10 protein-coding genes are annotated in these 12,914 nt (G+C 68.5%); 6 read left to right on the forward strand and 4 right to left on the reverse strand.

Annotation, left to right across the window (positions count from 1 at the left end; genetic code table 11):
* Window positions 1–183: 183 nt before the first annotated feature.
* Both ASF63_RS07915 and ASF63_RS07920 read right to left on the reverse strand, forming a co-directional pair.
* Window positions 184–693, reverse strand: coding sequence for a hypothetical protein (locus tag ASF63_RS07915; protein WP_056511719.1), 510 nt, complete (start codon window positions 691–693; stop codon window positions 184–186).
* A gap of 296 nt (window positions 694–989) precedes the next feature.
* On the reverse strand, window positions 990–3,563 hold the full coding sequence (locus ASF63_RS07920; RefSeq protein ID WP_056511722.1) for a helix-turn-helix transcriptional regulator: 2,574 nt from the start codon (window positions 3,561–3,563) through the stop codon (window positions 990–992).
* A gap of 474 nt (window positions 3,564–4,037) precedes the next feature.
* Here ASF63_RS07920 and ASF63_RS07925 point away from each other — a divergent pair, with 474 nt between their 5' ends.
* The 6 genes from ASF63_RS07925 to ASF63_RS07950 all read left to right on the forward strand — a co-directional run bounded on the left by ASF63_RS07925 (window position 4,038) and on the right by ASF63_RS07950 (window position 11,072).
* Window positions 4,038–6,872, forward strand: a complete 2,835-nt coding sequence (locus ASF63_RS07925) for a hypothetical protein (protein WP_157534275.1) — start codon at window positions 4,038–4,040, stop codon at window positions 6,870–6,872.
* Window positions 6,869–7,519, forward strand: coding sequence for a SipW-dependent-type signal peptide-containing protein (locus ASF63_RS07930; RefSeq protein WP_157534276.1), 651 nt, complete (start codon window positions 6,869–6,871; stop codon window positions 7,517–7,519). The genes ASF63_RS07925 and ASF63_RS07930 overlap by 4 nt, the downstream gene beginning before the upstream one ends.
* Window positions 7,516–8,430, forward strand: a complete 915-nt coding sequence (locus ASF63_RS07935) for a hypothetical protein (protein ID WP_056511730.1) — start codon at window positions 7,516–7,518, stop codon at window positions 8,428–8,430. The genes ASF63_RS07930 and ASF63_RS07935 overlap by 4 nt, the downstream gene beginning before the upstream one ends.
* An 80-nt stretch (window positions 8,431–8,510) precedes the next feature.
* On the forward strand, window positions 8,511–9,245 hold the full coding sequence (locus ASF63_RS07940) for a SipW-dependent-type signal peptide-containing protein (RefSeq protein WP_056511733.1): 735 nt from the start codon (window positions 8,511–8,513) through the stop codon (window positions 9,243–9,245).
* A gap of 40 nt (window positions 9,246–9,285) precedes the next feature.
* Entirely contained in the window at window positions 9,286–10,089 is an 804-nt protein-coding gene (locus ASF63_RS07945) for a signal peptidase I (protein ID WP_056511737.1), read from the forward strand.
* Window positions 10,089–11,072 (forward strand): hypothetical protein, encoded by a 984-nt coding sequence (locus tag ASF63_RS07950; protein ID WP_056511740.1) that lies wholly within the window; start codon window positions 10,089–10,091, stop codon window positions 11,070–11,072. Before ASF63_RS07945 ends, ASF63_RS07950 begins: the two co-directional genes overlap by 1 nt.
* A gap of 60 nt (window positions 11,073–11,132) precedes the next feature.
* On the opposite strand, the gene ASF63_RS07955 is transcribed toward ASF63_RS07950, so the two are convergent.
* Together ASF63_RS07955 and ASF63_RS07960 are read right to left on the reverse strand one after the other, a co-directional pair.
* Window positions 11,133–11,918, reverse strand: coding sequence for a DNA/RNA non-specific endonuclease (locus ASF63_RS07955; protein WP_056511743.1), 786 nt, complete (start codon window positions 11,916–11,918; stop codon window positions 11,133–11,135).
* A 99-nt stretch (window positions 11,919–12,017) separates the two neighbouring features.
* A complete protein-coding gene (locus ASF63_RS07960) occupies window positions 12,018–12,914 on the reverse strand; it encodes an SDR family oxidoreductase (protein ID WP_056511746.1) in 897 nt (298 codons plus the stop codon).

Raw genomic sequence — 12,914 nt, forward strand, 5'->3', positions numbered from 1 at the left:
AGTGGCAACCATCAGGCGACGTAGTTCTGGCGGGCGTGAACCCACGTTCCATGCGGGGACGGGCTAGGAATTCGCCATCTCTGAAAGAACGCGGGGCACGAACCCGCCGCCAAGTCGCCATAGATCGTGACGTCAGGCGCCAGCTCGATCCGAAACCTACACTGAGGGCCGCGCGGCGTGGTCTCACCGGAGGCCGTCGACGCACGTGCTCCCTGGTCGCACTTCCCACCACAGCTCGTACTCGGACCCGTTCTCAGTCTCGATCAGCCACGGCGGAAACTTGATGTACCGCTCCATCGCGAGGTTCCACGACGCATCCGCTCGCGTCGAACGAGGGTCGTCAGCGGGCAGGTCGTCCACTGTCGTCCACGATTCTGCGGGGTGGGTCTTCGCCCAGTCGTAGATGAGCTGACCTGTCTGGGACCAGTCCCGTTCATTCATGCTCTCGGCGATGTCGGTCGGCATCGGCAAGCGGTCCGAAGTGCGGTAGTCGTAGGTGCACGAGTACTCATGCCCGTCGTCACCGACGTAGCTCAGTGCGATCGTCACGTTCGTCGTGAGCCACCACCTCTGACCGAGCACGATCAGTGCGCCGATGACGACCATGGCGACAGCGACTGTCGCAGCGACCGCGATCAGCCATCCCGTGCGAGGTCGCCGCCTCTGCGGAGCTGACGAAGATTCGATCGACATCAGATCATCGTAATCAGGCCGACCCAAACGGACACCGCGTTCACGGAGTCGAGAGGTCTCCCCGGTCGCTGAACAGACCGAGCCGGGAGGTTCGGTGAGCCGGGGATGGACGGGACGCCCCCACCACGGGGGAGGCGGCAGAAAGGGCGCCCCATCCGATGCCGTCATATGGGCGGCACCCCAGCTGTCGCGTTACAGCGCGATAGAGCTGTGACGTAAGCGTGACACCGGCGAACGCTCCGCGCAAGACCCATTGTCAACCGGTATGCCGGGGGCGCGGACACGGGGGTCGGGAATCAGGCCAGTGCCTCGGCATGACGGCGGAGCCCTCGACGGTTCGAGACATCGAGCTTGCGCATGATCCGGTGCATGTGGCTCTCCACGGTGCGCACGCTGAGAACCAGGCGGGATGCGATCTCGGCGTTCGACAGCCCGCCGGCGGCAAGGCGTCCCACCTCCTTCTCTCGGTCGGTCAGGGTGACGGCGGTCGCGCCGAACCGTGCGAGATCGAAGTGCCTCCCCGCGTGCCGCGCGCGGATCCGTTCCTCCCGCTCGAGTGCGTGCCGTTGCCCCGCCTCGTCTCCGGCCTCGGAATACCAGGTGCGCGCGAATCGACAGGCGGACAGCGACGTTCCGGTGAGCCCCCGAGCATCCAGTTCATCGGCGGTGGCCAGGATCGCGCGAGGGTCGTGGTTCACCAGCGCCGTCACGAAGGCGCCCTGGGCGGCGAGGCCGGCCGCCTCGGGCACCTCAGTCAGGTGGGCCAGTGCGACCGCGAGACGGGGCGGCGTCGGTTCCAGCTCCACTGCCGAGAGCTCCGCGGTGAGACCCGCCACGCGCGCGCCGCGATTCCAGAGGGCCTCACCCGAGCGCGCCAGCAGCTCGGCCGCCTTCTGCGTGTTCCCGTCGAAGGCGAGCAGCTGCACCTGAGGCCAGGCGCGGCTCTGCCCGGGAAGAGGGCCGTCTTCTGCTCCGAGCTGCTCCAGGTCGGCGGCGAGCCGCTCGCCCGTCGTCAGCTGACCCCGGCGAATGGCGACGACGGCGGCGATCGCCAGCAGCGACAGCTGCACGCCGGGCGGCAGGGGCGAGGGCTCGCCGGCGGAGAAGATGACCTCGAGCAGGTCGTCGACCGCCGCGTGGTCGCCTGACGCCAGATGGCACAGTGCCGCGGCGGTGCCGAAAGCGCGCACCGCGTCGATGTCGAGGTATCCGTGCGCCTCGTCGAAGCCGCGCTGCAGCACGTCCAGAGCTCCGCTCGAGTCGCCCTGACCGAAGAGGGCCATGCCGAGGAGCACCCGCGGGGTGTGCCGCTGCTCTTCGTTCTCGAGGTCCTCGATGAGCGAGTACACCCGCAGGGCGTCGGTGAAGCGACCGAGGCTGACGAGCACACTCATCTGCGTCTCGAACATCACCAGTTTGACCGTGGAGGGAAGCTCGTCCGAGACCTCCAGGCGACTGCTGAAGTCCTCGGGGACCGCATCGAGGTTCGCGAACAGCTGCACCTCGACCGCGCGCAGCATCCCGGCATGCATGCCGACGGTGGAGGCATCCTCCTGCAGCTGCGCGACAGCGCGCGCGAGGTCGTTGTCGACGTAGGCGGTCCACTCGGCCTTGAGGGCGGCGAACTCGGCACGACTCGCGTCGTCGCCCGAGCGGGCATCGGGAGACGAGAGGATCTCGGCGATCACATCCCTCACCTTCGCCGTATGCGTGTGCATGAGGGCGCGGATGTAGCGGACGGCACTGGCCGCGGTGGGGTTCGCCTCCCATTCGGCGGCCGTGACGATGCGACGTGCGCGTGCCCGCTCCTGCAGCAGGCGGACGAACAGAGCATCCTGACCGCTCGCCGTCGTCGGGGAGGACTGCGAGTCGGTGAGCACCGACCAGACCGATTCGGGCGTGCTCAGCTGCCGCACGATCTGCCCAGTGAGCCGCGTGCGTCGCGCGGTGAGCGGCTCGTGCCTGAAGAACTCGACCAGCAGAGGCGGCATCACGGCGACGAGCTGCCGGTCACCGCTCGGGATGAACGTGATCATCCGGCGCTCCTCCAGGAGCTCCAGGGTGCCCCAGTCGACGAGCTGGCTGGCCGTGTCGATATCGGCGACGCCCACGATCGCGATGATCTCGAGGGCATCGCGCGTCGCATCGTCGAGGCTCTCGAGGTGCGCCTCCAGGACGGCGCGCAGACCGCTGCTCCACAGGTCTCGGGTCGCGGTCCATTCGCCGCCGCGCAGCACGAGGCGCTGTTCGCGGATGGTGGCGTCGACGAGGCTCAGCGCGAGACCGATGTTTCCGCCCGACTTCGCGAAGATCCGGCTCATCGTGGTCGCCTCGATCGGGTGCGAGAGGTACGTCTCGAGGGCCGTCTCCATCTCTTCGAAGCGCAGCGGCGTCATGTCGATCACATACGACGGCTCGAGGGTCGACGCGGGAAGACCGCTCGGTGTGTGTCTGGCACGCAGACCCTGCAGGCGCGACAGGACGATCGGCACCCCGTACTCGCGCCGCACCGACTCGGCGACGCCCCACGAAGACTCGTCGAGGTCGTCCCAGTCGTCGAGGAACAGCACCGAACGCGAGGCGCGGAGGGCCTGCCGCAGCTGGTCGGCCGTCTCATGGAGATTCGGACCCGGCCGCTGCGTGCTGGTCGCGCCGATGCCTGCGAGATGCAGAGCGGCGAGCGGATGCTGGCGCAGCGAGGCGATCCCGCGCACCGAGACCACCGTCCACTCGTCCTGCTCCACCCGGGCACGCAGCGCCTTGAAGAACGCGCTGCGACCGGAGCCTCGACTGCCGACGACATCGATGCTGACGCCTGCCTGGATCAGGTCGACTGCTGCGGCGAGACTCTCTTCGCGACCGACCACCATGAGTTCCCGCCTCCTCACGTGCTGTACCTATGCAAAACGTACTCTCCTGGACTCCGCAGAGATAGGCGCACCGGCGGCGGCCGATACGGCCGCCCTGCCAGCTCTGATCCTGTCGCGCCGAGACCCCGATGATCACGGTGAGCACGCCGCCTACGCGGGGCGAGCGCCGAGCTTGCGTACTTCCGAGCGCGCCAGGGCAGAGGTTGAGGTGCGGGGCAGTACCCGGAGGGCCGGTACTGAGCATCCGCGACACCGAATCCTCAGGTTCGCGAGCATCCACTACGTAACCGACCACGACGGCCACTGAGATCGGCGCGGCCGACTGCTGAAGGGCACGGAATCGCGGACTTCGGCGGAACGAGGGCCGCATCCTTACAGTCACCGCCCATCTGCGCACATCGTGCCCCGCGGTCCTACCCCACCCGAGAAACAGCGTGACATCAGCGCGCGCCCGAATGCATGGAGACGACAACCGTGAGCGAGAGCCCTCGATTACCAGGCCGCCGAACGCTGCGGCGGCGACGCCGGGCGGCACGGCGCGTGCGTCTCGTCGCCGCGGTGACGGCATGCCTCGGCCTCATCGCAGGCGCCATCGTCGTGGCGGGGCCGGCGATGTCCGCACCGAGCCACGAGCTCGTGATCACGAGCACCGCCTTCTCGGGAATCGATCAGACGCCCGGTGACGGCGTGTGCCTGACCGCTGCGGGCACGTGCACCCTCCGCTCGGCGCTCGAGGAGTCGAACGCCCTGAAGGGCGCGCCGGGTGCCGTCGTCATCACCGTGCAGCCCGGTCTCAGCGGAACCATCCGCCCGGTCATGACCCGATCGGCCGCGAACTGGATGCAGACGTCCGCCGTCTCGAGCTGGGACGACGGCGCCTTCTATCGCATCACCGCACCGGTGACCATCGACCTCGACAACCGCCTCTCGATCATCCCCACATCGGAGTCGGTGGAGGGGGCGGCGTTCGAAGTCGCCGGGCCGGACGTGGTCTTGAAGAACTTCACGAACATCCTCTCCAGTGGCACGTCGATCGTGATGGGCGAGCAGGCCAAGAGGGTCAGCCTCACCGGAGGCTCGACCGTCACCAAGGAGAACTACTATCCCGAGCGCTTCGTCGTGTATCGCCAGGGAGCGAGTGACATCTCGGTCAGCGACTACTCGCTGCAGGGGTTCTTCCATGAGAGCCAGCAGACCTCGGGCCTGTTCCTGTTCAATGCGACGACCACGACGCCGATGAAGAACATCACCATCTCGCGCGTCTCGGTGAACTACACCTCCGGAGGCACGTGCAACGGATCAGACGGCTCCGGCTGCCGCACCAACCTGACGACCTTCTCGCCGCGTGACTCCAACGTCGTTCTCGACGGCTTCTCGTTCCAGGACTCGGTGGTGAAGAACCTCAACGGGGCCACGGGATTCAAGTTCTCGAACGGCGGCAACTCGGGCGTGCGGCTGTCGAACCTGACCATCTCGGGCAACCAGTTCCTCAACTCCACCGGCGACGGGTCGGGAGACGAATACGCGTTCATCACCCTGCCTCCGGGCACGCTCAATGGCGAGAACAAAATCTCGCGCAACGACATCGTGCGCGCGGCCTCGGGGCAGAGCATCGCCATCCGCTGGGATGGCCTGACCCGCAGCGGCACGGTGCCGAGCGGACTCAGCATCACCGACAACTTCATCGACGGCTACGACTCCAGCATCCGGCTCTCGCGCAGCGGTCTGACGACCGTCTCGGGGAACACCTTCGGAACCCGATCGGGCTCGCAGGGCAGGCCTGCCACGGGCGAGGAGACGGGTGACGGGGGCGCGCTCCTCGTCGACAACGGCACCGACTCCAACCTGTCGGTGGCTACCTGGTTCCCGACGTCGAACGCCGCCGTGGTCGCCGCCCCGTCGAGCGCCGCCCTGGTCGCGAAGCCTCGAGCCGGGTTCACCGGAGGAACGTGCGCGGCGGAGTTCGCCGTGCAGAGACCGGTGACCGGACAGAACATCCCCACCGGACCCGTCTCGCTCGACCTCTACTGGACGGCCGATCGCACCGCCGAGATCTACCTGGGGCGCGTGACCGGAGTGACGGCGGCCACGGCATCCGTCACTGTGGCGTTGCCCGTCGGGCCGCAGCCGCTGGCCGGTGCCACAGCGCCCATCTCCGCGCAGGCCGTCAACGCCACGACCGGTGACGTGTCAGGATTCGTGCGCGTGCAGACGCACGTCGAGACCACGCCCCAGCTCACCTCGTCGCAGTTCAGCCGCACGGTCGCTGTGACCGGGAACTGCCGGCCCACTCTCGCGCTCGAGCAGGCGGCCGGTCAGAACGACCCGACGATGAGCCGGGACCTCCGCTACCTGCTCACGTCGTCGTTGCCCCTGGATCCGTCGACCGTCACACCCGATGATGTCCAGCTGGCAGCCACGGCCACCGCGAACACCCTCGACACGGCACGGATCAATCCGAGAGTCGTCTCGGTGACGCCTGTCGCAGGGAAGAACGGACTCCAATTCGAGGTGGTCGCCAGGGTCGACGACTCGGCCGCCGTGTCTGCGGGCATCGCTGCCGGGCGCGTGACCTCGACCTCCGGGCTGAGCAACACCGCGGCCGCGACCTCGGTCGACGCCGGCATCACGTTCGTCAACCCGCTGCAGGTGACGGCGCCCCGCTTCACCCTCGTGACAGGCGAGAAGAAGGGCAAGACGTATGCCCTGATGCTCCGCGCGGGCGCTCCGGTGCCGACATCGCCGGTGACGTTCTCGTCGCAGGTCGACGCGGTGGGTGTCGAGAACGGCGTCCACCTGTCGACCGATGCGCCGGTCATCGCCCCCGGTGGTCGTTCGACCGAGCCGATCGTGGTGAAGGCGAGTGCCGGGGATGTCCGGGCGAACACGAAGGCGACGATCGCGGCGACCGTCGCGTCCAGCGACACGAACTACGACGGGCTGGTCGTGCCGTCGGTGAACCCCTTCCTGTTCGCCACCGATCCGACGATCGACATCGAGAAGCGCGCATTCGCCGCCGTGACCGATGCCTCGACTCCCGCGACGATCGAGCAGACGGGGACTCCGGTGCTCACCGGCTCGAGGCTCGTCGACGGGCAGGCCGTGTGCTTCGTGTACACGGTGACGAACAGATCGGCGGACGACTGGGTCACGAACCTGCATGACATCCTCGTCACGGATTCCGACCTGCGTCTCGGCACCGGCGGCCTGATCGGCTCGATCCCGCAGCTCGCGGTCGGTGACAGCAAGAAGGTCGCCGCGTGCGGAACGATCTTCTCGAACGGCAGCGCTGAGGGGTGGCGCCGATGACCGCCGTCGACACGCCGCCTCGCACCAGGAGAGCGACGCTCATCATCAGCGCCGTCGCCGTCGCGGCACTGACCGTCGCCGCGATCGGTGCCGGCACATACGCCCTGTGGTCGTCGGAGGACACGTTCTCGGGGTCGCTGTGGCGTGCGGGCGATCTGGCCATGACGACCGAGGCCGCGTCATGGCAGCAGATCACCCCGGGGGTGACCGAGCCCCGATCCGGAGAGCTGGAGAGCACCCCGAGCGACTTCTTCACGATGCCGGGCGACGTGATCGAGATCACCCAGCCGCTCCAGACCTACCTGTGCGGAGAGAACCTGGTCGGTGCGCTGAGAGTCGAGTTCGCGTCCCCCCTCGACGTGCAGGCTCAGGTTGATGCGGGCGACATCGCGGTGATGCTGCGCGTGGAGGATGCCGAGGGCGATGTCGTCGCCGCCGGCGCTCCCGGCGGCGGGCCGCTGGCCGTGCCCGGCCTCGTGGGTTCGCCGCAGGGCGAGACCGACCGATGGACAGTGATCGTGAGGGTCGAGGTGCGAGGCGACTACGTCTGGACGGACGACGACGTGCGCAGCGCCACGAGCATCTGGGCGGCGGGCGACCTGATCGTGCGTCTCGACCAGGTGCGGGGAAGCGGGGCCGGATCATGAGGCGGCGCACGGTCCTCTCGTTCACCGCGGCGATCGCCGGTGTGATGACCTTCGGCGCGGTCTCGACTGCGAACGCGCTGTGGACCACGAACGACGCCGTCGTCGTGCCCGAGATGCGTACGGGGGCGCTGACCTTCGGAGCATCCGCGGAGTCGCAGACGGCGCTGTCGGAGTCGGGTGAGCCGGTGGAGATCACCCTGCCCGGCAGTGAGATCGCCACGGTGCTCGATCAGGGCGGTCTGAGGACCGAACCGGTGATCTGGCGATTCCAGGTGTCCGGAGCCGCTCTCGGCATCGCCGGGCTCGACTACGACATCACGATCGGCCCTCAGATCTGGCGTGATGGCCGCACCGCGGACCTGACCGAGGGCATCGCGGAGGACGGCACGCTCCTGGCGGACTCGACGGTCCGGATCTATCCGGCGGGCCTCGGCGACGACTGCTCGGTGATCCCGGACGCTCCCGAGGGGGTCGAGGGCGAAGCCGCGGCGAACGTCCACCTGACCGACGCCGCCGATCGCACACTGCAGGAGCCGGCCGCCAATCCCTCGGGTGTTCAGATCAGCCAGACCTGGTGCGTCGCGATGCTCTGGAACCATCGCGCGGACGGGCTGTACGTCTCGGAGGCGAGCGCCCACGGGATCGCCGTCGACGGCAGCGAGAACAGGGACTTCGACAACTGGGAGGCCGCAGTCGCCTTCCCGGCATCGCTCAACGCCATCGGCATCTACGACCACATCGCGTGGGCGGAGGGAACCGGTGACGACGGCACCCTGTCACGCGACGACTCGTCGTGGAACGGGACGGTGCACCCCGACCCCGCAGGGGAACCGGGTCTCGTGATCCGCATCGACCCTCGCGCGACCAACGCGAACCCCGCCATCGCTCCGGGCGATCACGCCACGCGATAGCACCCGAGATCCTCACCCCGCCGGCCGGACCCGAGGTCCTGCCGCGCCACACCCGACCACCATCAAGAAGGAGCACTCGCATGAGTACCGAAAACCCCCAGATCATCGTCGTGACCGAAGAGAAGAAGAAGCGCCGCGGCGCACTGCTGCTCGTCGCCGGTGGGGCCGCAGCCCTGCTCGCGGGCGGCTCGACGTTCGCCCTGTGGACTGCGACCGACGGCTTCAGCGGAGGACAGATCACCGCTGGAGACCTCGATGTCGTGCAGACCGCCGACACGACCTTCTGGGACGTGTCCGCAGACCGCGACGACGCGACCGCCACGGTAACCGGTACCGACGGATCGCAGCTCGGCCACGCGCTCTCCCCGGCGGATGCGTCGACGTGGCGCATCGTTCCCGGTGACAAGGTCGCGGCCTCGTTCTCGGCCGACGTGACCCTCGAGGGAGACAACCTCGTCGGTCGACTCGCGCTCGAGGGCCCCGCGCTGAACGAGTACGACATCAGCGGCATGACGTACACGTACGAGGTGTACCAGGACGGCGCCCTCGTGCAGACCGAGACCGCTCTGCCCGTCACGGCAGACGCGACCCTGCTCTACCTGTCGGCACCGCAGACAGGACAGGATGCGGGTCTCGAAGACGCGAACGGCACCACGGTGCTCTCGATGGCAGCGACCACGGAGGACCTGACGGTCGTCGTCTACGGCACCTTCTCGTCGACGGTCACCGACCGCACCGACGTCACGCTGACCGACACGCTCGCCGGCCTGAACCTCAGGCTCGAGCAGGTTCGCGACACCGGAGAGCAGTTCTAAGCCTCCCGCGAACACCACCCCACCGATGAGAGACGGACGCATGCGCACCGCCGGCAGGATCCAGAAGAGCTGGTACGAATCGCCCTGGCGTATCGCCGGGCGAGCCGTGTCGCTCGCGTTCGCCGTGACGGTGATCGCGCTCATCGCCGCACTCCTCGTGGTGCCGCGAGTGGCCGGAGGGTCCTCGCTCACCGTGCTCACCGGTTCCATGGAGCCGACCCTCGCGCCGGGCGACGTCGTGGCCGTGCGAGGCGTCGCACCCGATCAGGTGTGCACCGAGATCGGCGTCGGCGACATCGTCACCTTCCTGCCGGAGCCGGGAAATCCGGCGCTCATCACCCACCGGGTCGTGGGCAAGACCGTCGGCACGTTCGACGACGGCACCGACTGCCGCCTCATCACCCAGGGCGATGCCAACTCGGCGGCGGATGCTCCTGTCTCGCCCGAGCAGGTGCGAGGCTCATTCCTCTACAGCCTCCCCGCGCTCGGGTGGGTGCGGCAGTGGGTGTCGGAGAACCTCATGATGCTCGGCATCGCGCTCGGTGCCGGTCTGCTCGGGTACGGCCTCTGGAGCACGTTCAGGAGGCCGCGGACCCGCGTGATCATGACTGCCGGCTCGGGCGGGGTCGTCCCGACCGCCGGCGCCTCGGCATCCGCTGTTCCGGCTGCGTCCGCGCAGGCGGCACCCGACGACCTGCGGGTCCGGGAACTCGATCTCCGCGAGCGCGAACTCGCGGTCCGCGAGCAGGAACTCCAGCTCGCACGACTGCGACTGCTGCCGTTCGACGAGGACTCCTTCCGGGAGCTGCTCCCGACCACGACGAATCCCGAGAGAGACCAGTGATGTCGTACCCGTACCCCGCCGACCCGGCTGCGGGCCCCGCATCCGGAGTCCTCGACGACGTGCTCGCCGGCTTTCGCCGGCGACACCGCCGAGCGTCGTTCGTCTCGTGGATCCTCGCTCTGGTCCTCCTGTTCACCCTGGCAGGCGTGCTCTCGGCAGCCGGCGTCCTGCCCGCGTTGCCGTCAGTCCAGCCAAGTCGGATCGCGACGACGGGCGGCCCGGCGGGCGCGGCACCGGCGGCGGCATCCGACGGTCGAGCCGGGTCCCTGGAAGCCGTCGCTACGGCCACCTGGGACGGCGAGGCGACGCACCTGGACTGGTCGGGTCGCTCGTACTCCACCGCCGAGGCCTCGTTCGTCGGCGACCGGGTCGCGTCGCCCGGCGACCGCTCACGACGCACGCTGCTCTTGACGAACACCGGTCCATCTCGTGCCGACCTGGCCGTGTCGCTGCGACTCGGTGAGGTCATCCCCGAGGGAGCCCGCAACCCCGACCTCGCCGACGACGTCGAACTGTTCTGGAACGTGGGCGGCGTCGAGGGGCGGCAGCCGTACTCCGCTCTGCGTGATCGATCCACAGGCGCCGTCGAGATCGCGCAGGTGCAGGTCGCCCATGGCGAGACGGTGGCCGTGGAGATCGGGTTCGAGCTTCCGGCAGCCACCACTCAGCAGCGCAATGACGGTGCCGCCTCCACCGAACTCGCCTTCGATGTGATCGCGACCATGTCGGGGGATGTCGATGCGCAGCCCCAGCGCCTGGCGGCCACCGGTGCGGACTCCCTCCTGCTGTTCGGAATCGCCGCAGGGCTGCTGATGCTGCTCGGCCTGCTCCTCGTCGTCCGTCCTCGTCGACGGTGCGACGACTGCTCGAGGACGATCGGCAGGGATGAGTCGTGGACCGATCTGACGCGTCACGATGTCGGCCGGTACCGGGTGTGCCCGGATTGCGCTGAGCTGCATCGGGCGCTGTCTTCCGTGGCGTGATCGAACCGTCCACGCCTGCGATGCCGGCGAACCGAGGCGCCGGAATCGGAGATCCGACGATCAGAGCGCGATGTCGTCCGAGGAGGTCAGGGAGATCCACTCGGTCGATCGGATGCTGCCTCGACGAAGCACGTCGGCGTCGGACAGCCCTCCGAGGTCGACGCCGGAGATGCGTGCGATCTCGGCGACCGGCACCTGGAACGTGCGGAAGGCTCCCAGAGGCGGCACGGCGAAGAGGCCGTCGGCGGCCTCGACGAGCTCGGACTGGTCGAGGATGAAACCGGCGGATGCCAGGCCGTCAGGCCCGTGCCACGTGGCCACCTTCCAGAATCGGAGAGGGATGCGGATGCCGCGATACGCAGGATCGTCGTCCGCCAGCACCGGAGCGGTGAAGACCGAGAGGCGCTGGTCGGTTGTCTCGGCGTATTCGATCACGTGGTCTTCGAGACCCAGCCAGAGCTCTTTCGACTGGTTGAACCCGGCCGCCTGGGGAGCCGCATTCGGATAGAAGAACGTGGCCTCGGTCGCCGCCCGGGCGTCGTCGACATCGCCCCAACCGGGGTCGCGTCGCCGCACGAGGTGTCCGCGGTCGAGATCGTTGCGTGAGTACACCTCGGCGCCGGTCTGCAGGTCGGCGTCGACTCGGGGGTCGAGACGCCACTCGCCGCTGCGCGGGATCTCGCGCAGCTGAGCTCCGTCGATGTTCACGCCCGTCACGACCGCCAGCCGGCGTTCGGTGTCGAGCAGCACCGTGAAGCGCGGGTAGGTCAGCTCGGTCGCAGCCTGCGTCGGCTGCGGCAGGGGAATGCGCGTCGGAAGGAAATCGTGGTCGTATCCGTCTGCCATACCGACATATTGCCTTGCGGCGCCGACATCGGCGAAGGGGCGCCGCGCGCAGGAACGCCCCGCCCGATCGTCTCGGGCGGGGCGTTCGCACCTCACGGCTTACGGGGTCGGCATGCCGCCGTTGACGTTGAGCGTCTCGCCGGCGACGTAGCTCGACTCCGCGGAGGCGAGGAACACGTAGGCGGGGGCGAGCTCGGCGGGCTGACCCATGCGGCCGAGCGGGGTGTTCTCGCCGAACTCCTCGAGCTTCTCCTGCGGCTGGCCGTCGCTGGGCTGCAGAGGCGTCCAGATCGGACCCGGCGCCACGGCGTTCACGCGGATGCCCTTCGGCGCGAGCTGCTGCGCGAGGCCCTTCGTGAACGCGTTGATGGTGGCCTTGGTAGAGGCATAGTCGACGAGGATGTCCGAGGGGGAGTACGCCTGGATCGACGTGGTGTTGATGATCGCGGAACCTGCCGGAAGGTGCGGAAGTGCCGCCTTCGTGATCCAGAACATCGCGTACACGTTGGTCTTGAAGGTGTCGTCGAACTGCTCGTCGGTGATGTCGGTGAGTGACTCCTGGTAGACCTGCTTGCCGCCGTTGTTGACGAGGATGTCGAGGCCGCCCAACGCTCCGACCGCTTCGGCGACGAGTGTGCGGCAGTACTCGGGGTCGCGCAGATCGCCGGGGATCAGCGCCACGGTGGCGCCGGCGTCGCGCAGGATGCCGGCGATGCGCGCCGCATCCTCTTCCTCAGCCGGAAGGTACGAGAGCGCCACATCCGCGCCTTCGCGGGCGAAGGCGATCGCGGTGGCCGCCCCGATGCCGGAGTCGCCGCCCGTGATGAGCGCCTTGCGGCCGGTCAGGCGGCCGGTGCCGCGGTAGCTGTCCTCGCCGAGGTCGGCCTTCGGGGCGAGATCCGCGTCGAGCCCAGGCTCGGGCATGTGCTGCTTCTCGGGCTCGATGTCGGAGTAGAGCTCGGCGGGATTGACGAAGGTGTACTGGTCACGAGACAT

The organism is Microbacterium sp. Leaf320 (assembly GCF_001423485.1).
Lineage (GTDB): Bacteria > Actinomycetota > Actinomycetes > Actinomycetales > Microbacteriaceae > Microbacterium.